General features: G+C 45.6%; 23 protein-coding genes and 1 pseudogene. 4 read left to right on the top strand and 20 right to left on the bottom strand.

Annotated features, from left to right (window positions below; genetic code table 11):
- Positions 1-87: 87 nt before the first annotated feature.
- The 13 genes from GY843_RS20300 to GY843_RS20240 form a co-directional block, all read right to left on the bottom strand.
- The gene (locus GY843_RS20300) at positions 88-1146 is read right to left on the bottom strand and encodes a RodZ domain-containing protein (protein ID WP_297312443.1); all 1059 of its coding nucleotides are present in this window, start codon (positions 1144-1146) and stop codon (positions 88-90) included.
- Positions 1143-1910, bottom strand: coding sequence for a type IV pilus biogenesis/stability protein PilW (gene pilW, locus GY843_RS20295; protein WP_297312441.1), 768 nt, complete (start codon positions 1908-1910; stop codon positions 1143-1145). The genes GY843_RS20300 and pilW overlap by 4 nt, the downstream gene beginning before the upstream one ends.
- A 19-nt stretch (positions 1911-1929) precedes the next feature.
- Positions 1930-3063, bottom strand: a complete 1134-nt coding sequence (gene rlmN / locus GY843_RS20290; protein WP_297312446.1) for a 23S rRNA (adenine(2503)-C(2))-methyltransferase RlmN — start codon at positions 3061-3063, stop codon at positions 1930-1932.
- 80 nt (positions 3064-3143) lie between these two features.
- Positions 3144-3551, bottom strand: coding sequence for a nucleoside-diphosphate kinase (gene ndk / locus GY843_RS20285; RefSeq protein ID WP_297312440.1), 408 nt, complete (start codon positions 3549-3551; stop codon positions 3144-3146).
- Between the two features lie 240 nt (positions 3552-3791).
- Positions 3792-3992: a Fe-S cluster assembly protein IscX gene (gene iscX, locus GY843_RS20280; protein ID WP_297312438.1), complete on the bottom strand. Its 201-nt coding sequence runs from the start codon at positions 3990-3992 to the stop codon at positions 3792-3794.
- Between the two features lie 24 nt (positions 3993-4016).
- Positions 4017-4355, bottom strand: coding sequence for an ISC system 2Fe-2S type ferredoxin (gene fdx, locus GY843_RS20275; protein WP_297312436.1), 339 nt, complete (start codon positions 4353-4355; stop codon positions 4017-4019).
- On the bottom strand, positions 4355-6232 hold the full coding sequence (gene hscA / locus GY843_RS20270) for a Fe-S protein assembly chaperone HscA (RefSeq protein ID WP_297312434.1): 1878 nt from the start codon (positions 6230-6232) through the stop codon (positions 4355-4357). Before hscA ends, fdx begins: the two co-directional genes overlap by 1 nt.
- An 8-nt stretch (positions 6233-6240) precedes the next feature.
- Positions 6241-6768 (bottom strand): Fe-S protein assembly co-chaperone HscB, encoded by a 528-nt coding sequence (hscB, locus tag GY843_RS20265; protein ID WP_297312431.1) that lies wholly within the window; start codon positions 6766-6768, stop codon positions 6241-6243.
- Positions 6769-6786: 18 nt separating this feature from the next.
- Positions 6787-7113, bottom strand: a complete 327-nt coding sequence (gene iscA, locus GY843_RS20260) for an iron-sulfur cluster assembly protein IscA (protein WP_297312426.1) — start codon at positions 7111-7113, stop codon at positions 6787-6789.
- A gap of 28 nt (positions 7114-7141) precedes the next feature.
- Positions 7142-7525: a Fe-S cluster assembly scaffold IscU gene (gene iscU, locus GY843_RS20255; protein ID WP_297312423.1), complete on the bottom strand. Its 384-nt coding sequence runs from the start codon at positions 7523-7525 to the stop codon at positions 7142-7144.
- A gap of 28 nt (positions 7526-7553) precedes the next feature.
- Positions 7554-8768 carry an IscS subfamily cysteine desulfurase gene (locus GY843_RS20250; RefSeq protein WP_297312420.1) on the bottom strand — a complete coding sequence of 405 codons (1215 nt, stop codon included), beginning with the start codon at positions 8766-8768 and terminating at the stop codon, positions 7554-7556.
- A 20-nt stretch (positions 8769-8788) separates the two neighbouring features.
- On the bottom strand, positions 8789-9286 hold the full coding sequence (gene iscR, locus GY843_RS20245; protein ID WP_297312418.1) for a Fe-S cluster assembly transcriptional regulator IscR: 498 nt from the start codon (positions 9284-9286) through the stop codon (positions 8789-8791).
- Between the two features lie 150 nt (positions 9287-9436).
- Positions 9437-10183, bottom strand: coding sequence for an RNA methyltransferase (locus tag GY843_RS20240; RefSeq protein WP_297312416.1), 747 nt, complete (start codon positions 10181-10183; stop codon positions 9437-9439).
- A 191-nt stretch (positions 10184-10374) separates the two neighbouring features.
- Between GY843_RS20240 and GY843_RS20235 the strand changes: the two genes are divergently transcribed.
- Both GY843_RS20235 and GY843_RS20230 read left to right on the top strand, forming a co-directional pair.
- Complete coding sequence (locus GY843_RS20235) at positions 10375-11187, top strand: inositol monophosphatase family protein (RefSeq protein ID WP_297312414.1); 813 nt, start codon at positions 10375-10377, stop codon at positions 11185-11187.
- Between the two features lie 535 nt (positions 11188-11722).
- Positions 11723-12451 (top strand): glycosyltransferase family A protein, encoded by a 729-nt coding sequence (locus tag GY843_RS20230; protein WP_297312412.1) that lies wholly within the window; start codon positions 11723-11725, stop codon positions 12449-12451.
- Between the two features lie 692 nt (positions 12452-13143).
- Here the strand turns inward: GY843_RS20230 and GY843_RS20225 are convergent.
- Positions 13144-13323, bottom strand: a pseudogene (locus GY843_RS20225) (integrase core domain-containing protein); the annotation flags it as partial.
- 377 nt (positions 13324-13700) lie between these two features.
- Between GY843_RS20225 and GY843_RS20220 the strand changes: the two are divergent.
- Together GY843_RS20220 and GY843_RS20215 are read left to right on the top strand one after the other, a co-directional pair.
- Entirely contained in the window at positions 13701-14177 is a 477-nt protein-coding gene (locus tag GY843_RS20220) for a hypothetical protein (protein WP_297312410.1), read from the top strand.
- Between the two features lie 119 nt (positions 14178-14296).
- The gene (locus GY843_RS20215; RefSeq protein WP_297312408.1) at positions 14297-14596 is read left to right on the top strand and encodes a hypothetical protein; all 300 of its coding nucleotides are present in this window, start codon (positions 14297-14299) and stop codon (positions 14594-14596) included.
- 351 nt (positions 14597-14947) lie between these two features.
- Here the strand turns inward: GY843_RS20215 and GY843_RS20210 are convergent, their stop codons facing one another.
- From GY843_RS20210 to hflX, 6 genes are all read right to left on the bottom strand, one after another.
- Complete coding sequence (locus tag GY843_RS20210) at positions 14948-16243, bottom strand: adenylosuccinate synthase (RefSeq protein WP_297312407.1); 1296 nt, start codon at positions 16241-16243, stop codon at positions 14948-14950.
- 62 nt (positions 16244-16305) lie between these two features.
- Complete coding sequence (locus GY843_RS20205; protein ID WP_297312405.1) at positions 16306-17481, bottom strand: ATP phosphoribosyltransferase regulatory subunit; 1176 nt, start codon at positions 17479-17481, stop codon at positions 16306-16308.
- 53 nt (positions 17482-17534) lie between these two features.
- Positions 17535-17732, bottom strand: coding sequence for a DUF2065 domain-containing protein (locus GY843_RS20200; RefSeq protein WP_297312404.1), 198 nt, complete (start codon positions 17730-17732; stop codon positions 17535-17537).
- Between the two features lie 132 nt (positions 17733-17864).
- Positions 17865-18737 carry a protease modulator HflC gene (gene hflC, locus GY843_RS20195; protein ID WP_297312403.1) on the bottom strand — a complete coding sequence of 291 codons (873 nt, stop codon included), beginning with the start codon at positions 18735-18737 and terminating at the stop codon, positions 17865-17867.
- Entirely contained in the window at positions 18737-19945 is a 1209-nt protein-coding gene (gene hflK, locus GY843_RS20190; protein ID WP_297312401.1) for an FtsH protease activity modulator HflK, read from the bottom strand. Before hflK ends, hflC begins: the two co-directional genes overlap by 1 nt.
- Positions 19946-20102: 157 nt before the next feature.
- Positions 20103-21359 carry a ribosome rescue GTPase HflX gene (gene hflX, locus GY843_RS20185; protein ID WP_297312399.1) on the bottom strand — a complete coding sequence of 419 codons (1257 nt, stop codon included), beginning with the start codon at positions 21357-21359 and terminating at the stop codon, positions 20103-20105.
- Position 21360: the final 1 nt, after the last annotated feature.

Raw genomic sequence — 21360 nt, 5'->3', positions numbered from 1 at the left:
TGCCACACTGGTGACTGTTCAGGCAGGATGTCGTTCATCCCACGAATGGCTTTAATCTTGGCCAAAATACAACCTATAACTCTTAACTTATTCTGCCAACGGCAAATTTATTCGGACGATATTCTTACGACTATGCTCGGCTAGATCAAGCTCTGAGCCATTAAAAGCAAAACGTCCTACTGCACTGGTCGCTCCAATCAATACATTTAGAGGAGGTTTACCTGTTACGTTGACGCTTTGCCCTTTGCCGCGCAGATTGTTGAAGAGTGTTTTACCATCTGCATCTTTAATAGATACCCAACACTCAGCAACAAAATCTGCACTAATACTCGCTAGCTCCGGTGATTCCAGATTTGCAACTGGGGCAGCGGACTGAGATGCAGTTTCAACAACCGTTTCTGTGACATTGTTCGCTTCTGTCTGCCCATCAATCTCCTGCTGCAGTTTCTTAATCTCAGACTCAGACAGGTATTCTGGTTCTGTTTCAGCTTGCGGAGCAGACGCCTCAGAGGGAGCAGCTGGTTCAGCAGGTGCTTCAGTCTCATTAACCTCATCGTTTACAGTACTACCAGCTCCTACCGCAACCGCTTCATCTACAGGGGCATCATCCAGTTTCGGCAAAACCAACTGAGCAGAACCGTCAGCCATTTCTACAACAGGTGTTGTCACCTCTTCCGTTTCGACGGCTTTCTCTTGATCACTTGTAAATGTTGGCAACGTCAATGTGCCACCGTATTGGGTTTGCCACCACCAGACAGAAACACCAATAATCCCTAGAATGAATAACCAACTGGTAAATTTCATAACAGGGTCATTCATTTTCACCTGCTGACGGACCCTGCTGACTGGGCGAATCTGACCTTTTCCGCCTCCTTCGCCATGCAACCCCTCATATTCTTCAACTAGCTCATTGTCATCAAGATTGAGAAGCTTAGCGTATGCACGGATATAACCTTTCGCAAACACCATACTAGGCAGACCTTCTAACGCTCCCTGCTCTAGTTTACATATGTAATCATGGGGAAGGTTAAGATCGGCGGCAGCCTGTTCAGTTGAAATTGATAAAGATTCTCGAGCTGATGTTAAGCGCGCGCCCCACTCTTCAGCCAGCAATTCAGGCTGACACTCTTGTTCTTCATTGCTCAACGCGCGGACTCCTCATATTTCCGGTATTCTTCAGAATCCGGATACATATTTTTTAGAATTAATGCATAGGTCGCTGAACGGACCGAGTTGCCATTATGCCTTGCTAATCGAATTCCAACCCATAAGCTTTTCGCATAATGCTCTACACGACGATTCTCTACTAAGACAAGGAAACGATCAAAATATTTTTCAGACTCTATAAAACTTCCCTTTTTGAGGAGTAAGTCAGACATCTCTACTAATGAGACCGGGCGATTAGAAGAAACTTGAAGAGCACGTTGAAAGGCATGCATTGCTGCATCATCGCGATTCAGGTAACGATAGCAACGCCCCAGGTTTTCAAAAGCCTGAGCGCGGCGATTATAGAATGGATCTTCGGTCGCACGCGCTAACTGTTTACACGCTTCCTGATAACGCTGCTTAGCAAATAAAAATGCGCCAAAGTTATTGTGTATCATGGCTGACTGAGGAGCGAGACGAGTAGCCTTGCGAAAATAATCTTCAGCTAATTTCTCATCGCCCTCAAGTTGAAAAGTCAGTGCCAGGCCATTGTGCGCTTCGGCATAACCGGAATTGATCTCCAGAGAGCGCTTAAAGGAATGCTTTGCATTACCCGTGTCACCAGCCTGCAAATATTCAAAACCTAAGCGAGAATAAGCCTCGAAAGCAGCTTTTTCCCCACTACTTTCTTTGGAACCTTGAGTTGCACACCCTGCAATGACCAGCACAAAAACAAAAGAAAGTACCAGCTTGATTCCTCTCACGCCCATCCCCTATCGACTATTACGTTCTGTGAAGCTCCTGCTGTGATTCCTCTTGAACCACAGGGATATATTTTTGACTACGCCGAGTTTTGTCCGCCACTTGCCCTACCAATTGGCCGCAGGCTGCATCAATTTCATCACCCCGAGTTCGACGTACCGTTGTCACAATTCCACCATGAACGATTATCTCTTTAAATGCCAGAATTCTTTCTTCTGACGGGCGCTCATAACCGGAATTAGGGAACGGATTAAAGGGAATCAGATTCAGCTTGGACGGCATCCGACGCAGAATCTTCAGAAGTTGTTTTGCATGCTCAGGCTTATCGTTTACACCATTAATCATGGTGTACTCAACGGTAATAACACGCTTATCATTCAGGTTATCCAGGTAGCGGTTACAAGCAGCTACAAGCTCTTTGATCGGATAACGACGATTGATTGGCACCAAAATATCACGCAGATCATCATTCGGCGCATGCAGTGAAATAGCCAGAGAAACATCAGTGACATCACGCAGTTTATCAATTGCCGGAACAACCCCAGCCGTAGATAGTGTCACTCGACGTTTAGAAAGACAGTAAGCATTGTCTTCCATCATCAATGTGATTGCGTCAACCACATTGTCAAAATTCATTAGAGGCTCGCCCATCCCCATCAATACAACATTACTCACAACTCTTTGTGAAGTTGTGTTGTAGTCGCCATAAGAACGTATAGCAATACGTAGCTGACCAATAATTTCTGCTGTGGTCAGATTGCTATTAAAGCCCTGCTTACCCGTGGAACAGAAACTACAGTCCAGAGAGCAGCCCACCTGAGATGAAACACAAAGTGTTTTACGGTCACCATCAGGAATAAGCACCGCTTCGACACTGGAACCACTATCAGTACGGATAACCCATTTGCGCGTGCCGTCTTTGGAGATTTTCTCCAGCAGGACTTCCGGCTCACGGATCTCTGCTACTTCAGCAAGCTTATGACGCAGTGCTTTGCTGATGTTAGTCATCTCATCAAAGTTGGTGGCGCCCAACTGATGAATCCATTTCAAAACCTGGGTCGCTCGAAACTTCTTCTCTCCGATCTCATCGAAGAAAGCGATCATTTTCTCAGGCGACAAACCCAACAAATTAACTTTTTTTACGGATTCAGTCATGGATGACAGGTACTCAAATTTAGAGGTCAATCAGTAGACCGCCTGTAACAAGTCTAGGTCACAAGCGGCCTGGACGGTAATTACTTACCGAAGAAGTATGCGATTTCGCGCTCAGCAGAAGCTGGAGAGTCAGAACCGTGTACAGCGTTTGCATCGATAGACTGAGCAAAATCACGACGGATTGTGCCTTCAGCAGCTTCCTGTGGGTTAGTTGCACCCATCAGTTCACGGTTTAGGGCGATTGCATTTTCACCTTCCAGAACCTGTACAACAACAGGGCCAGAAGTCATGAATTCAACCAGATCTCCGAAGAAAGGACGCTCTTTGTGCTCAGCGTAGAAACCTTCAGCTTCTTCCTGAGACAGCTGTTTCAGCTGCATTTCAACGATTTTCAGACCGTTAGACTCGAAACGAGAAACGATTTTACCGATAACGTTTTTAGCTACAGCGTCTGGTTTGATGATAGAGAACGTACGTTCAAGTGCCATTGTTAAAGCTCCAAAAATTGATTAAAAAAAGAGATATCTGAAAACCTTTGCAGGAACTCTCACTTACCCCCAACCCGGATAAGAATTCCAAACCGCAATTAGGCTTTCGGATAGCCCCAGAAATCAAGCGCGCAATTATACGCCACTCTGTTAACAGAAAACAGAGATGACAGTAAACAGTGTTCATTTAAACAACAAAACCCGGCATCGCCGGGCTTTGTCTGATATTGCAAGAGACGATCAATCCATCTCTTCAATCCAGGCCATCTGTATACCTTCAAGTATCTTTTCACCGCAACGATCCGGATCGTCATCAAACTCTTCCAGATCCATTACTTTCTGGTACAGATCCGGAAAGCTAATCGTCATGGGATCCTGCTCTGGATACTTTTCGGAAAGCTCAATGGCTATGTCTAGTACATCAACCCACTTCAGACTCATTCCACACCTCCGCAGCACTTAGTATTAGTGACGCTCAGAAACCTGATTAATTGTGTACTTAGGAATCTCAACCACCAGATCTTCATCAGCCACTACTGCCTGACAGCTTAGACGAGACTCAGGCTCCAAGCCCCATGCTTTATCGAGCATATCGTCTTCAAGCTCATCAGACTCCTCAAGAGAATCAAACCCTTCACGCACAATCACGTGACAGGTCGTACACGCGCAAGATTTTTCACAGGCATGTTCGATCTCAATGCCATTTGCCCAGGCAGCATCACAAACCGTTACGCCTGATTCCGCTTCAATCACCTTACCCTCTGGACACAACTCTTCATGTGGCAGAAAAATAATTTGCGGCATCAGTTACTCTCCCCAAGCTCATCTACATTATGCCCCTGCAGGGCTTTCTGAATATTAAAGTCCATACGGCGGGCAGCATATTTATCTGATGCTTTAGAAAGATCAGAAATACCCTTCTCAATAGCAGCAACATCACTACCATTGCGCAATACAACTAGTTTTTCAATTTCAGCACTCAACTGCTCATACTCTTCAGCGCTTAATAGCTGTTCACCATCCGCAGCTAAAGCCGCACGCAAGGAGACAACCAGACGATCAGCCTCAACTTGCTGTTCACGCAAGCTCCTGGCATCTTTATCTTCCGCCGCATTCAGGTAAGAAGATTTCAACATCTCAGCGATTTCAGCATCACCCAGACCATAAGACGGCTTCACCTGGATGCTACTTTCCACACCAGAGGTCAACTCCTTAGCCTCAACACCTAGCAGACCATCAGCATCTACCTGAAAAGTCACACGAATTTTTGCTGCACCAGCAGCCATCGGTGGAATACCGCGTAAAACAAAGCGTGCTAAGGAACGACAATCCTGAATCAGCTCACGCTCACCCTGAACCACATGGATAGCCATAGCCGTCTGACCGTCCTGATAGGTAGTAAATTCCTGAGCTCGGGCCACTGGGATAGCGGTATTTCGATGAATAATTTTCTCGGTCAGGCCACCCATGGTTTCCAAACCTAAGGAGAGCGGAATAACATCCAGCAACAGCATTTCGCTGTCTGGTTTATTACCTGCCAGAACATCCGCCTGAATAGATGCCCCAATTGCAACAACTTTATCTGGATCGATATCGATATGCGGTTCACGACCAAAGAACTGCTTAACCTGCTCGCGCACCAGCGGTACACGGGTAGAACCACCGACCATTACTACTTCCAGCACTTCATCCGCTTCAACCTGCGCATCTTTCAGCGCTCGACGGCACGCTCGGGTAGTCCGTTTAACCAATGACAAAATCAGATCATCAAACAGAGAACGCGTTACATCCAGCTCATGACAGCCATTTTCCAATTCAAGCACTACATTGACATGCTCTTTATCGGTTAACTGTTCTTTGGTCACTTTTGCTTTTTCTGTCAGGTAACGCGAAGTAGAGCCATCTATCTTTTCAACTCCCGCCTGATCTGCAAACCATCGCGCCAGCGCCAGATCCAAGTCGTCGCCACCGAGGGCACTATCACCACCTGTTGATAGCACTTCAAATACACCTCGGTTAAGACGCAGGATAGAAATATCGAAGGTACCACCACCCAGGTCATAAACAGCGATAACGCCCTCTTTACCTTGATCCAGGCCGTAAGCAACCGCTGCAGCTGTTGGCTCATTCAGTAGACGAAGCACTTTGATATTAGCAATCTTCGCTGCATCTTTTGTTGCCTGACGCTGAGCATCATCGAAATAGGCAGGGACTGTTATAACCGCACCAACCAGTTCACCGCCCAGCGCTTCTTCAGCACGATCTACCAGTGACTCTAGAATATCTGCAGAAACCTGCACCGGGCTTTTATTACCAGTAACAGTTTTGATGTAAGGCATACCGCCATCATTTGCTTCAAAATGATAGGGAGCCTCATCGCCGAGGGATTTAATATCTTCGATACCACGCCCCATAAGCCGCTTAACCGAGATAATTGTATTGTAAGGATCTTCTGCTGCATGGCTTCGAGCTTCAGCACCTACCTGAATATTTCCACAAGGCAGATAACGAACAACTGAGGGCAACAGGTGCTCATCATTAAGATCTGGAAGCGTTACCGCCTCACCACTTTTGACTGAAGCAACAAGTGAGTTTGTGGTACCCAGATCGATACCCACTGCAAGTTTGTGCTGATGCGGAGCTTCACTCTGCCCCGGTTCTGCTATCTGTAATAGCGCCATAGGTCGCGTTAGCCATCCAACCTGTCTTCGAGCCTTTCAATCTCAACGACAAGCTTTTCTAAAAATTGCATTTTACGCACAGCAGCTGTAGCCGACTCGAGATCATCAGACTCATACTGCTGTACAAACTGTTCCCTTAACTGCCGTAACAGTCCAGACACTTCACCTTCAAGAGATTCAAGCTCCTCGTAGGGTTCTTCCTGCTCAGGCGCCTCTTCCAAACGCTCCCGCAGCTCCATCTGCTGCATGAGAAACATCGGGTCCATAGGAGTTGAGGACTCGCAGGTAGTATCTATATCCCGCAACTGAAGCAGATACTGAGCCCGCAATAAAGGAGATTTAAGTATCGCAATCCCTTCATTGAGATGCGCCATATACTGTACCGCTACGCGCTGCTCTTGTTCAGAAAGGTGCGCATAGCGATCAGGATGAAGCGTTTTTTGGAGCTCTCGAGAGCGATCAGCCAGTTCTGACTGATCGACATGAAATGATACCGGCAGACCGATAAATTCAAAATAGTTCTTACTTATATCCATCGTTCTGCCAGAGGGAGGTTATACGTTAAAGCTCTCACCACAACCGCATTCGCTGGAGACATTCGGGTTATTAAACTTAAACCCTTCATTTAGCCCCTCTTTCACGAAATCCAGCTCAGTACCATCCAGATAAGCCAGACTTTTCGGGTCGATAAAAATCTTCACACTCTGAGGACCTTCAAAAATCTCATCCTCTTCCTGAGAGTCATCAACGAATTCCAACACGTAAGCCATGCCGGAGCAACCTGATGTACGTACACCTAAGCGAATCCCTTCACCATGGCCTCGCTTTTCCAGATAACGGGCAACATGATCCGCTGCCGCTTCTGTCATGGTAATCGCCATAAATCTCTACACCTCTGGGCAGCTAAACTTACTTATCCTGCTTTTCTTTATAGTCAGCAACAGCTGCTTTGATCGCATCCTCAGCTAGCACCGAGCAATGAATCTTAACTGGCGGCAAAGCCAACTCTTCTGCAATCGCAGTGTTTTTCAGTTCAGCAGCCTCATCCAGCGTCATACCCTTAACCCACTCAGTAATCAGCGAGCTAGACGCAATCGCGGAACCACAACCGTAAGTTTTGAATTTAGCGTCCTCGATAACGCCTTCATCACTTACCTGAATCTGCAGACGCATAACATCACCACAAGCCGGTGCACCCACCATGCCTGTACCAACATTTGCATCTTTATCATTCATTTTGCCAACATTACGAGGATTCTCGTAATGATCGATCACTTTATCACTATAAGCCATGACGACCTCCTAACCTCTCACTTCAGGATCAGTGGTGTACCCACTCTACTTTGCTCAGATCCACACCGTCTTTAAACATATCCCACAAAGGAGAAAGCTCACGTAGTTTGCCAACAGCATCCTGAATTTGCGCCACTGCGTAATCCACTTCTTCATTAGTGGTAAAACGACCGAATGAGAAACGAATTGAGCTATGCGCCAATTCATCATTCAAACCTAGTGCGCGTAATACATAAGAAGGCTCCAGACTTGCTGATGTGCATGCAGAACCTGATGATACTGCAAGGTCTTTCAAAGACATCAACAAAGACTCACCTTCAACGAAAGCAAAACTGATATTCAGATTACCTGGAACACGCTGCTCTTTAGAACCGTTCAGGTAAACCTCTTCCATACCGTCAATGCCTGCCAAGAAGCGGTCACGCAATGCGATAAGCTTTTGAGTTTCACTTGCTAACTCTTCTTTACAGATACGTGCAGCTTCACCCATACCCACAATCTGGTGAGTTGCCAACGTACCAGAACGCATACCACGCTCATGACCACCGCCGTGCATCTGCGCTTCCAGACGGATACGAGGCTTACGACGTACAAACAGTGCTCCGATCCCTTTAGGGCCATACATCTTATGACCAGAGATCGACATCAGATCAACCTTGCTCTTGGCCATATCGATCTCAATCTTGCCCGCACTCTGTGCCCCATCTACGTGGAAGATAATGCCTTTCGCACGTGTAATTTCACCGATTGCATCGATATCTGTAATGGTGCCAATCTCGTTGTTTACGTGCATCAGGGAAACAAGAATCGTATCTTCACGAATCGCATCTTCAACAATAGACGGTTCAATCAAGCCATCTGAGTTAGGGTCCAGATAAGTTACCTCAAAACCTTCACGCTCAAGCTGGCGACATGTATCCAGCACAGCTTTATGCTCAATTTTTGAGGTAATAATGTGCTTACCTTTCTTCTGATAGAAATGTGCAGCACCTTTAATAGCCAGGTTATCAGACTCTGTGGCACCAGAAGTCCAAACGATTTCTCGCGGGTCCGCATTGAGTAGATCCGCTACCTGACGTCGCGCAGTTTCAACCGCCTCTTCTGCTTTCCAACCAAACAGGTGAGAGCGCGATGCTGGATTACCAAAATTACCTTCCATCGTGAGACAGTCGACCATTTTCTCTGCTACACGAGGATCAACCGGCGTACTTGCTGAATAATCCAGATAAATCGGTGTGTTCATTAATTACTCTCCGAACGTACTTATACTGCTGCTTTTTCGTTATCTGCTGAGCATCCCGCTCCCAGCACGATCCTATCTACATGAATAAGATCCTGCCTTTCTGAAATATCCTGAACATCCTTTCTTGCCATCAGGTCTGCCAAAGAGATTCCACTCAGGAAAGCATGAATCTGATCACTCAGATCACACCAGAGATGATGTGTTAAACAAACCTCACCGCCCTGACAATCACCCTGACGATTACAACCGGTAGCATCGACAGATTCGTTAACCGCATCGATGACTTGAGCAACGTTTATATCCGCCTGCGCATGGTTGAGTTGATAACCACCGCCTGGACCACGCACACTTCTCACAAGTTCATTGCGACGTAATTTTGCAAAGAGTTGCTCTAGATATGACAGAGATATGCCTTGTCTTTCAGATATATCTGCCAAGCTGATTGGCCCTTTGCCTTCGTGGAGCGCCAAGTCCAGCATAGCTGTTACAGCATATCGGCCTTTTGTCGTCAGTCGCATAATTTTCACCCCAATGCGTGTTAACGTTGGCGCGATTATGCAATACCCGACCAAAAAGGTCAACTAAATAACCTACCTTTATTGTAGGTCTTTATGTGCTTTAGTGCGCGAATTCTACACGAAAAAAGGATAGAACCCCATGGTTCCAGGTCAATCCTTAGGCTTTTGGGCTTTTTGAGTTGCCGTCAAAATACCTCGCAGAACATTAACCTCTACCTTGTCCGGCAAAGCTCGCAGATATAATCGACGTAAACGCGGCATCAACTGACGAGGGTTTTCTGGATCAAGAAAATCAATATCAACTAATGCTTCTTCCATGTGCGTAAAAAGACGCTCCAAATCAGCACTATCCGCAAGATCAATATCCCAATCCGTTCCCCATTGTGGCTTAACTTCTTCGTTATTCTCCGCATATAGATCCGCCATACGCAGTTCATAAGTAATCACTTGCACTGCGGCCGCCAGATTAAGGGAGCTAAAATCGGGATTAGAAGGAATATGCACATGGTAATGACAAAGGTGCAGCTCTTCATTGGTCAACCCACGATCTTCACGCCCAAAAACAACAGCAACCTTTTTCTCAGCAGATAACGGCCCAACTATAGATGCCAGCTCCCTCGGATCAACCACCGGCCAAGGGATATGTCTTCCACGAGCACTGGTTCCCACCACGATCTGGCAATCTGCAATAGCTTCTTCCAGCGTTTCATGCACTACTGCATTTTCCAGCAGATCAGTCGCTCCGGATGCACGCGCATCAGCGTTAACGTGAGGAAACTTTTTTGGCGCAACTAAATGGAGCTCATCAAAGTTCATATTCTTCATCGCCCGAGCAACGCCACCAATATTTCCGGGGTGCGTGGTGTTTACCAAAACAATACGAATACTAACTGACATAATCTTCAACCTGCGCAATCTGGAAAAATCAAATAAAGAAAGGCGAGCATTCTACCAGAGCAGCAGTAGCCTGCGAACAAATCCACCAAGGATAAAGATCTAAAGCACAACTAATGCTTTATATTCACACCTAGCCCCAACCTCAGGTATAATTCTCTCTTTATTCCGAACAGTCTTCAGGTTCCTTACAGATGCAACCCATGGTTAATATCGCCCTGCGCGCCGCTCGCGCTGCAGGAGAACAGATCGTTCGCGCAGTTGAGCGCCTGGATCTAGTTAAATCCGAACAGTCTGATGTCGCAAAACTTCTGAGCGATACCTGCAATAAAGCAGAACTCAGCATTGTGCACACAATCCAGAAAGCCTACCCGAACCATAAAATTGTAGGTGAATATACCGGGGAACATGCACCAATCAGCGAGGGCCCTGAGTTTTGCTGGACAATCAATCCAATTGACAGCATCTCAAACTTTTCAAATGGTCTACCTGTTTTTGCTATCAGCATGGCCGGTCAACAGAATGGTCGCACCGAACACGCTCTGATTCTGAACCCAATTACTGGCGAAGAGTTCACAGCAAGCCGTGGCGATGGCGCACAGCTTAACGGCAAACGCCTACGTGTGAGCAATCACAAAACCATTGAGAACTCACTTATTGGCACCGGCTTCTTTAACCGCACCAGTGACAAAGCTCATCTGGAAACCTATCTGGACACATTCCGCAACATGACTGTCGCAGGAGGCACGATCTATAACGGTGGTTCTCCAGCACTCAACCTGGCTTACACTGCCGCTGGGCGTATCGACGGTTTCTTCCAGATTGGCTTGAATCAGTGGGAGATGGAAGCCGGGCTGCTCCTTGTTCAAGAGGCAGGCGGACTAGTTGGCGACTTTACAGGTAGCAACAACTTCCGCAGCAATGGCAATCTGATCGCGGGCAACCCTAAGATGTTCAAAGCTCTTCTTAAAGGCCTTCAGCCTTCGCTGACCGAAGAATTGAAGTAAGCCTTGAGCGATAGAACAGCTGAATTAAGCTTTCAAAAACCGGCAATCTAACTTGCCGGTTTTTTATTTAATGGGATGATACTAACCATAACAACTCAATCCTTGTTGAAAAATAGCTGTTTCAAATACCACCTTAATTTAATATCACTTACTTCAAAAACCTTTTTGTTCACCTTACAAAACAAAAAGAAACCTTCCACAAAAAACTTCCCACATAAAAAACCTCATAAAGCCAAACTACACAGCCCAGAAATATAATTTACCTTTAATTACAATAAATACTGATAATATTATAACTCTGACAACTCTAAATTTAAAAAACCATAAGAAATAACTTATACAATGATTAAAATCATACACCAGCTATAATAAACCCCTATGGCTCTCCCCAATAGCTAAACATCAAGAAAACAGGAACATAAAAACATTCAACCTCAAAAATACAAATAAATCTTATACACACCCACTCCTTACTTTTCAAAAAAAATATGATAGCATCAAGATCTATTAATCATCATGATTTTTCAGGTATCAGATGGCCCGCAAAAAGAAAAAGATAATTTCTACTAAAAACAATCCCAGAATCACAATTTGCACTCCGACATACAATAGAAGGGATTTTATACCAGGACTTATCAAATGCGTCGATTCCCAAACATACCCTAAGGAATTGATCGAGTGGCTAATTGTTGATGATGGCTCAGACCCTGTAGGTGATCTATTCGAAGGGATAGATTACGTAAGATATATTCGTCTTCATAAAAAAATGAAGCTTGGGCAGAAACGTAATTTACTGAACAAAGAGGCTTCAGGAGAAATAATCGTATATATGGATGATGATGACTTCTACCCTCCAGATAGAATAATTCACGCAGTCAATAAACTACGAATCAGCCCAGCATTAATAGCTGGAAGTAGTGCAATGCATGTTTATTTCAAGGATATTGATCAGATATACAAGCTAGGCCCTTATAATAAATATCACGCTACAGCTGGAACATTTGCGTTCAAAAAAGAACTACTGAATATAACGTCATATGAGGACTCAGCTGAGTTTGCAGAAGAACGATACTTTTTGAAAGACTATACCATTCCTCTGGTTCAACTGGAGCCCAAAAGCACTATTCTAGTTTTTTCACATAAAAAAAACACCTACGACAAGAAAAATTTGATTGGCGGCCCTAACGTTTACGAAACTAAACTTTCTCCAGAGGCGTTTATAAAAGACAATGAATTGCTCTCCTTTTATTTAGATAAGTGCTAATCATTTCTCTACTGGCACATAAACCTACTTTAAGAACTAAAGAGACATCCCGCTTCAGGGCCAATTGATCTGGAACCAACCCTTGTACCCACCCCTACAGACACATAATATTCTCTCATTTTTAATGATCACCAGACCACTTCAATGATGCCACTTTCACCAGCAAGTCATAAATACGAAAGAACAGCTGAATCACTTGCTAGATAGGAGCAAGAGTTTTGCAATTAGCACTCAGGGCTATATCACTACGGCCTATTAGTAACATAGAAAGCGAAAGGGGACTTCCAGTGACAACCCTTACAGCAGACCAGCTTAATTCACTCCAATCAAGCGTAATCACTTCTGACCTTTATCATCAGACCTCTGGCAATTTAGCCAATTAAAGAGCTATAAATATTTACTCTTTTAATTTACCCTCTCGAGGTGAGCTGGTACTTAATTTTAATGCCCCTAGGATAAAAACCTACACAAGTACTTCCAACTTGAACTGATCGATAGTTCAGCACTAATATTAAATAGATTCGAAACGGGGACAGATAAAACTTATAACGTTGGAATAGCCGCTGCTGGAACCTATTTTGCACAGATCATCTAACCTTTACACTGGACTAACCTATTCACTTAGTCTCGCGCACAATACGCAAACTGACTTTCCCATCATTAGAACCACAACTTTGATTAGATTTTTCATCCTATGCTGCTTTGTTTTTAAATGCCACTGGTAACATATAGCCAGCAAACCATATGGTCTGATATGATTATAGTGATACCTCCACCTCCCGTTCCTCTGCTTTCAGGCTTCGGAACCAGTGCTGATTCAGGCATTCATTTCTAAACTTGCCATTTAAGCTTTCTACAAAGGCGTTCTGAGTTGACACTTTCCTGACTGGATATGGGCGGTTTGGAAAATGTTACCTATCAGTGGTTTGCAGACAACGACGAAATTGCTGACGCTGTAGACAATGAACTTCTTCGTAATGATCAGTTACTGGGCAAATCAATCCATGTTTGAGCTCAGCATACAGATTAATATGGAAACTTTGAACTGGTTGGCTCTGCAGCTACAATCCCAGTGCATACATCTTATTCCTCCCCTCTCGCTGATATCACTATCACAGGATCAGCTTCGCTAGGAGAAACACTATCAGTAACTTATCAACTGAATGATAACGATGGTGTCGGCTAAGTAGCTTATCAGTAGCTGGCCGACAGTTCAGTTATTGAGGGAGAAACCCAAACACAGTTGGTTTTGGCTAAGGACTACCTCAGCAAAAGCATCAACGCTAAGGCTTCATATCTTGATAGAGCAGGAATACTGGAAGAAGTACATTCGACGCCATCATTTACAGTTTATGCAATATTATCGGCTTCAGTTATCAACGGATATATAGCAGGAGCAACGCTCTATATAGATTCCAATAATAATCTGATAGCTGACCAATCTGAGTTCACAGGATATTATTCAGATGACAATGGTTATTTCTCATTTGATTCCACTCATAGCGGAGCGATTATTGCTGCAGGCGGAATCAATACAGATACCAAGCTTACAAATCAACTCGCATTGTTTGCGGCTCTAGAGGCCTCTGTAATATCCCCTTTTACCACTCTAATCTATGCTTACTCATTGGAGTACGGCACCTCTATTCCTAATGTGGAAACCCAAGTTCAGCAGAGGCTCAAAGTTCAGGAGGATGTTGACCTGCTCCACTTTGATCCCTATTAGGATAGTTTTTAAATTGCTCTGAGTGTGCAGCAGATCTCAGCTCAGATAGTAAATTATGACTATTGGGCTAAAAAGCTAATTATGCTTTTTCTGATGTTGTAACAAGTTTGATCACTAGAATGAAATATAACAGCGAAATAAACCTCGAGAACTATAGTTTTTTATCGCAAAACTTTTCGCAAGCCATTCGCTTAGACTACGCACTTAACAGAAAAATTGCAGACACAAACGCTTTGATCACATCTACCTCTTCATTCGAAGAGATTGCACAGATTCAAATTGATCAGTTAGTTAACTCTGTTCCACAGGGTGAATTAACCATAAATGGCTTTATTGAGACGGGCGAAGCACTGATTGCAAATCCGTATTTGTCGGATCCTGATGGTTATGATCTTTATCAGTGGATGCTATTACTGTGATGAATAGAACAGCATTCTCTGAGATTTTCACTGACAAAGTAAGCGATGGACATATTTCTTATCACGGATCAGAATAAGCCAATGCAATAAAGGGTACCCTGTTTAATGTAACCAACGAGACAGACAATCTTATTTTCTGACAATTGGTTAACAACTATGCAGAATCATTCTCAGCCACAGGAAGCTCTTCCAACTTTTCACCTGAATATAACGACTAGCAAGCTGTAAACTCAACAGCAGAAGGGCTAATTCCCTAGCGAATTACTCCGCTATATCACTACCAAGCTGCTTCCTTTAAGCACAAAAAAACCGGCAACTGAGTGCCGGTTTTTTTATTTTCTTTGCTACCGCTTACGCTTCGTAAGGGTTACGCAGAACGATTGTCTCAATACGGTCTGGACCAGTAGAGATAATATCTACAGGTGCTTCAACCAGCTCCTCAAGACGCTTGATGTAAGCCACTGCTTCCGCAGGCAGCTCATCTACAGACTGAGCACCTACAGTAGAAGCGCTCCAGCCTGGCATCGTTTCATATACCGGCTCAACCGCTTCGTAATCTTCACTACCGCTCAAGGAAGTAACAACATTACCTTCAGAATCTTTGTAGCCAACACAGATGTTGATTTCATCCATGCCATCCAGAACGTCTAGTTTAGTCAGACACAGGCCAGAGATAGAGTTAATCTGGATTGCATGCTTAACAGCAACCGTGTCGAACCAACCGCAACGACGCGCACGACCAGTAGTTGAACCGAACTCGTGACCGCGCTCTGCCAGACCTTCACCAACTGCACAGTGCAGCTCAGTTGGGAACGGACCACCACCTACACGAGTTGTGTAAGCTTTAGTGATACCCAGAATGTAATCCAGATACAAAGGGCCGAAACCACTACCTGTAGAAGTACCACCTGCAGTTGTATTTGAAGAAGTAACGTATGGGTATGTACCGTGGTCGATATCCAGCAATGAGCCCTGCGCACCTTCGAACATAATGTTCTTACCGGACTTACGCAGATCATGCAGCATGGAAGTAACATCCGCTACCATCGGTGCCAGTTCTTCACCCATCGCCAGCGCTTCTTCAAGTACTGCATTGTAATCAACAGGCTCAGCTTTGTAGTAGTTCACCAACTGGAAGTTGTGATATTCCATCACTTCTTTCAGCTTGATTGCAAAACGCTCTTTATCCAGCAGGTCCGCCAGACGCAGACCACGACGAGCCACTTTATCTTCGTACGCAGGACCGATACCACGGCCTGTTGTACCAATTTTCGCTTTACCACGCGCCACTTCACGCGCCTGATCCAAAGCGATGTGATATGGCAGAATCAGCGGGCAAGAAGGGCTCAGGCGCAGACGCTCACGTACAGGAACATCAGCTTCTTCCAGACCTTTAATCTCTTTCAGCAACGCCTCAGGAGAAAGCACTACACCATTACCGATCATGCACACTACGTTTTCACGTAGGATACCTGATGGAATCAGGTGCAAAACTGTTTTTTCACCATCAATAACCAGTGTATGACCCGCATTGTGACCGCCCTGAAAGCGCGCCACGGCAGAAGCCTGATCCGTCAGCAGATCAACGATCTTGCCTTTACCTTCATCACCCCACTGGGTACCCAGAACAACTACGTTTTTGCCCATTGTTGCCTACTTGAGTCTTTAAGTTTACTTAAGAAATTCTTTACACAATTTATTAAAACGGCTTATAGATCAGAAACGATCCATTCACCATCACGCTTCACCAGTTCTGAAGTACAGTCTGTTGCTGACTCAGCACCTGGTAGCGCATAAATAACTCGCACCCCTTCGGAACGCAGCTGCTTAACCTTAGTCAGCAATGCTTCATCTTCTTCAGCGGGAGCCAATACCTGATCTATAGAAACTTCTTCATCGGAAGAAAGCTCAACCAGGGTTTTCATATCTGTGCTGAAACCTGTCGCAGGACGTGCACGCCCAAAATCACGACCGATCTCATCGTAGCGACCACCTTTAGCAATCGCCTGACCGAATGCAGGTGTATATGCTGCAAACACAATACCTGTGTGGTAGTTATAACCACGCAGCTCACTCAGGTCGAAATACTGATCCAACTCAGGGAAGCGCAGTGCAACACGCTCAGAGATCTGTTTCAGATAAGCAATTGCTTCCGCAACCTGCTGCGGCGCGTCTGCGAACAACTCGGATGCTCTTGCCAGAACATCGACACCGCCGTTCAGTTTAGGCAGTTCACCCAGGTACTTACGTGTAACCTCATCAGCATCCAGAGCAGCAACAAAATCCTGCAGCTCTGGCAGCGCTTTACGCTTCAACATATCCTGATACAGCTCCTGCTGCTCAGAAGTCAGACCCGCGGTCTGCATCAAGCCTGTAAATACACCAACATGGCCCAGATCCAGACTCAGCTCCTGATTAACGCCTGCCGTCTGCAGGGTTTCGATCATCAGGGAGATAACCTCGACATCACTCTCGATACCTGAGTGACCGTATAGCTCCGCACCCAACTGCAGTGGATTACGTGAAGCCAGAGGCTGCGCTGGAAGCGCATGAACTACTGAACCACAGTAACAAAGACGTGTAGCACCGGACTCACGCAGACGATGCGCATCGATACGCGCAACCTGCGGTGTGATATCCGCACGTACACCCAACGTGTGTCCACTGAGTTGATCTGTGACTTTGATTGTATTCAGATCAAGGTCATGACCTACACCGGTCAGCAGAGATTCCAGATGTTCCATAACTGGCGGCATTACTAGGTCGTAACCCCAATACTCATACAGATCCAATAAACGCCTGCGTAACTCTTCAACGCGACGGGCCTGCGGGGGAAGAAGTTCCTGAACACCTTCCGGTAGCAGCCAACGATCTGCCAATGCCATGTAGTACTCCGTATCTCTGCAAAAACTTAACTTGCCGGCACCTAATGCCAGCTTTAATTCACGATATAAAGCGCAACAATACCAATAACCATACTTGCCAACCCGATGAGCCGTAGCGAACGATCATCAACCAGGGACAACTGCTGCACCAATTTGCGCCAGCGCTGTGGGTAAAGAAAAGGAATTATCCCTTCCAGAATAAGCATTAAACAGAAGCCTATCGCCAGCCCATGCAGAAGTTCTGATGGCATCCTTTTACCCGAATTACTAAATAGTACTGCCACAAAAAAACCGGGCTTTAACCCGGTTGCGATATTCTACCACGGAATCAGGTGAATGCCTCCCCCTGATTCCGTGTTTTGATCAATTTTACAGCAATATTTTTACTGAGCTTTTGGCTCCGCCAGATACTTGAAGAAATCACTATCCGGCTTCAATACCAAAACATCACCATTCTGACCGAAAGACTCACGGTAAGCTTTCAAACTACGGTAGAAAGAGTAGAACTCAGGATTACTCGAATAGGCTTCTGCATAGTTATTCGCAGCAATCGCATCACCCTCACCTCGCAGCCGCTCAGACTCACGATAAGCCTCCGCTTCGATAATGGTTTTCTGACGATCAGCATCAGCGCGGATACCTTCTGCAAGCTCCTTACCACGGGAACGTAGTTCACGTGCTTCTCGCTCACGCTCGGTACGCATTCGATCATATACAGACTCAGATACTTCCTGCGGCAGGTCGATACGTTTAACACGCACATCTACCACTTCCACACCCAGCTTATCGATAACCACCGGACTTATCTCACTAATTAGCTTACGCATCAGCTCTTCACGTTCGCCTGACACCACCTCAGTGACTGTGCGTGCGCCAAACTGGTTACGCAATGCGGCATCAACACGCTGCGAAAGAAGGTTTGCCGCATTAAACTCATCACCGGAAGTTGCCGTATAGTATTTCTCCACATCCGCCACACGCCACTTAACAAAAGAATCCACGATCAGACGTTTCTTCTCCAGTGTCAGATAAGCCTGAGGACGCGCATCCAAGGTCAAAATACGCGAATCAAACTTACGTACTTTGTTTACAATTGGAATTTTAAAGTGAAGGCCCGGCCCTACATCAGCATCAGAAACCTCACCAAACTGTAGCAATACTGCACGCTCAGTTTCCTTAACAATATAAAGGGAGCTTTGCGCAACCAATACCAGCACCGCAAAGATAATCACCAGAACCAATGATTTAGATTGCATTATCGACCCTCCCTACGACTGCTCTGACGCTGACGCAACTGATCAACCACCTGATCAGTCACCTCTCTCAGGCTTTGACTATCCAGTCGAACCGGACGATTTGGATCACCAACTACTGGGCGATTTTGCATAAGTTTATCAAGCGGCAGGTACATCATATTGTTACCACCTTCCACATCTACCAACACCTTAGGATTCTGTGAAAGTACCTCTTCCATAGTATCCAGATATAGGCGCTCACGTGTTACTACAGGTGCTTTTTCGTATTCTGTTAGCAACGCTGTGAAACGTTGCGCATCACCTTCAGAACGGGCAACAACCTGCTCACGGTATGCACTAGCCTCTTCCAACATACGCTGCGCTAAACCACGCGCTTCAGGAATGATTCCGTTGGCATAAGATTCTGCTTCGTTTTTCACACGAACTTCATCTTCTCGCGCCTTGATTACATCATCGAATGCATCCTGTACCTGATTAGGTGCTTTCGCTTCTTTGATGTTGACCTTGGAAATCTGCAGACCTGTACCATATTCACCCATATAGTTCTGGATACGATCCTGCACTTGAACTGACAAAGTTTCACGACCTTGTGTCAGGATAGAGTGCATATCCGTTGAGCCTACAACATGTCGCAGCGCAGATTCTGCAGCATGCGACAAACTTGCCTCAGGATCACGTACAGTAAGAACAAAACCCTTTGCGTCAGAAATCAAATACTGAACAGTCATTTCGATATCAACGATATTTTCGTCTTTAGTCAGCATTAATGCACGATGATCACGTGTACGTAGACGAGTTGTATTAACAATCTCAACTACATCGATCATAGGTGGATTCCACTGAAGACCCGGCCCTACCGTTTCACTGAACTTACCAAGCCTTAATACGACACCCCTTTCCTGTTGATCGACAGTATAGAAACCCATACCTGCCCAGGCCAAAACAGCAATAAGAACGACTACCCAAAAGAAACCTGCACCTGAAGAGGAGCCAGCACCTCCGCCATCTCCACCAAAACCGCCATTGGACTTTTTACCTGAACCACCAAAAATATTGTTCAGTTTGTCCTGCAGTTTACGCAGTGCCTCATCCAGATCTGGCGGCCCCTGATCATCGCCACCACCTTTACCACCCCCGCGGTTTTTATCATTACCACCACCCCAGGGATCCTGATTGTTGCCATTACCACCAGGCTCATTCCAAGCCATACGACTCTCCGTATAAAACAACGAGTTAGGGGGCCAAAAATAAGCCCCGTAGATTCCTTAGATTAAAACATAAATCCGTGAAAAATATTATTCGTCGGATATTACCTGAAAGTTAACTAAAAACGAGTTATTAAGTTAACTTCCATATGAAAATCTCTTACCAAGGATTGACCTCAACCGGGAAACATCGTTCCCGAGACATTCCTAAACGACTCAAAAGCTGAAGCATATCCTTTTTCTGTATACGCACTTCCAGAATAATAGATCCTTTTTCATCATACTGCTCCGAAAGCACCGCGCCGCTTTCATACAAACTGGCACGAAACTGTCCCTCACTGGGCTGCAGGCACAACTTATCATGAAACACATCATCTGCAAGCAGCTCATTCACCGCCTCAAATAGCAATTCATGCCCTTCACCCGTAACAGCAGATAGCCAAACCCGAATCGGCTTACCTTCTTCATCACGATCAATGCGAGGTTTACGCCCTGCCAAAAGGTCAATTTTGTTATAAACCTCAAGAACAGGAACTTCATCAGCACCTATTTCACGCAGTACATTCTCTACTTCGGCGATATGATCATGACGGTCATCATCGTGACAGTCGATCACATGTAGCAACAGAGTCGCCTCGATAGTTTCCTGTAAGGTTGCTCTAAATGCCTCAACCAGCTTATGCGGAAGATGACGAATAAAACCTACCGTATCCGCCAGAATAGCCTGCCCCACATCTTCTACTTCAATACGACGAAGCGTTGGATCCAGTGTTGCAAACAACTGATCCGCAGCATAAACCTCTGAAGTAGTCAGATGATTAAACAGTGTAGATTTACCCGCGTTGGTATAACCCACCAGCGACAGAGTAGGCACTTCAGCACGTTTACGGGATCGACGCCCCTGCTCACGCTGTTTACGTACTTTTTCCAGACGCTTATGGATCGACTTCATCCGCGCACGCAGCAATCGGCGGTCAGTCTCGAGCTGGGTTTCACCTGGGCCACGCAGACCGATACCACCTTTCTGACGCTCAAGGTGAGTCCAACCTCGCACAAGACGGGTAGACATATGATCGAGCTGCGCCAGCTCAACCTGAAGTTTACCTTCGTGAGTACGCGCGCGCTGCGCAAAGATATCCAGAATCAGACCAGTGCGATCCAGCACCCTGCTTTTTATCTCGCGCTCAACATTACGCTCCTGAGCGGGACTTAAAGCATGATTAAAGATCACCAGTTGAGCATCATGCATCTGAACCAGATCATGTAACTCTTCCAGTTTTCCTTGACCAATAAAAAACTTGGGATTGGGATGTGCAAGCGACCCGGTTAGAAATTCAACCGGGTCAGCACCTGCAGATATGGCTAGCTCTTCGAGCTCTTTTGGACTTTCCTGATCGGCCTCAGCGGCCAGATTCATA

It is taken from the genome of Neptuniibacter sp. (genome assembly GCF_024231755.1).
GTDB lineage: Bacteria > Pseudomonadota > Gammaproteobacteria > Pseudomonadales > Balneatricaceae > Neptuniibacter.
The sequence above is the reverse complement of the archived record's forward strand: the minus strand, read 5'-3'. Positions and strand labels throughout refer to the sequence as shown.

Coding starts and splice junctions, on each gene's coding strand:
- rlmN (WP_297312446.1), bottom strand. CDS start 3,063: ATGACTGAATCCGTAAAAAAAGTTAATTTGTTGGGTTTGTCGCCTGAG.
- ndk (WP_297312440.1), bottom strand. CDS start 3,551: ATGGCACTTGAACGTACGTTCTCTATCATCAAACCAGACGCTGTAGCT.
- iscX (WP_297312438.1), bottom strand. CDS start 3,992: ATGAGTCTGAAGTGGGTTGATGTACTAGACATAGCCATTGAGCTTTCC.
- fdx (WP_297312436.1), bottom strand. CDS start 4,355: ATGCCGCAAATTATTTTTCTGCCACATGAAGAGTTGTGTCCAGAGGGT.
- hscA (WP_297312434.1), bottom strand. CDS start 6,232: ATGGCGCTATTACAGATAGCAGAACCGGGGCAGAGTGAAGCTCCGCAT.
- hscB (WP_297312431.1), bottom strand. CDS start 6,768: ATGGATATAAGTAAGAACTATTTTGAATTTATCGGTCTGCCGGTATCA.
- iscA (WP_297312426.1), bottom strand. CDS start 7,113: ATGGCGATTACCATGACAGAAGCGGCAGCGGATCATGTTGCCCGTTAT.
- iscU (WP_297312423.1), bottom strand. CDS start 7,525: ATGGCTTATAGTGATAAAGTGATCGATCATTACGAGAATCCTCGTAAT.
- GY843_RS20250 (WP_297312420.1), bottom strand. CDS start 8,768: ATGAACACACCGATTTATCTGGATTATTCAGCAAGTACGCCGGTTGAT.
- iscR (WP_297312418.1), bottom strand. CDS start 9,286: ATGCGACTGACGACAAAAGGCCGATATGCTGTAACAGCTATGCTGGAC.
- GY843_RS20240 (WP_297312416.1), bottom strand. CDS start 10,183: ATGTCAGTTAGTATTCGTATTGTTTTGGTAAACACCACGCACCCCGGA.
- GY843_RS20235 (WP_297312414.1), top strand. CDS start 10,375: ATGCAACCCATGGTTAATATCGCCCTGCGCGCCGCTCGCGCTGCAGGA.
- GY843_RS20230 (WP_297312412.1), top strand. CDS start 11,723: ATGGCCCGCAAAAAGAAAAAGATAATTTCTACTAAAAACAATCCCAGA.
- GY843_RS20215 (WP_297312408.1), top strand. CDS start 14,297: ATGAAATATAACAGCGAAATAAACCTCGAGAACTATAGTTTTTTATCG.
- GY843_RS20210 (WP_297312407.1), bottom strand. CDS start 16,243: ATGGGCAAAAACGTAGTTGTTCTGGGTACCCAGTGGGGTGATGAAGGT.
- GY843_RS20205 (WP_297312405.1), bottom strand. CDS start 17,481: ATGGCATTGGCAGATCGTTGGCTGCTACCGGAAGGTGTTCAGGAACTT.
- GY843_RS20200 (WP_297312404.1), bottom strand. CDS start 17,732: ATGCCATCAGAACTTCTGCATGGGCTGGCGATAGGCTTCTGTTTAATG.
- hflC (WP_297312403.1), bottom strand. CDS start 18,737: ATGCAATCTAAATCATTGGTTCTGGTGATTATCTTTGCGGTGCTGGTA.
- hflK (WP_297312401.1), bottom strand. CDS start 19,945: ATGGCTTGGAATGAGCCTGGTGGTAATGGCAACAATCAGGATCCCTGG.
- hflX (WP_297312399.1), bottom strand. CDS start 21,359: ATGAATCTGGCCGCTGAGGCCGATCAGGAAAGTCCAAAAGAGCTCGAA.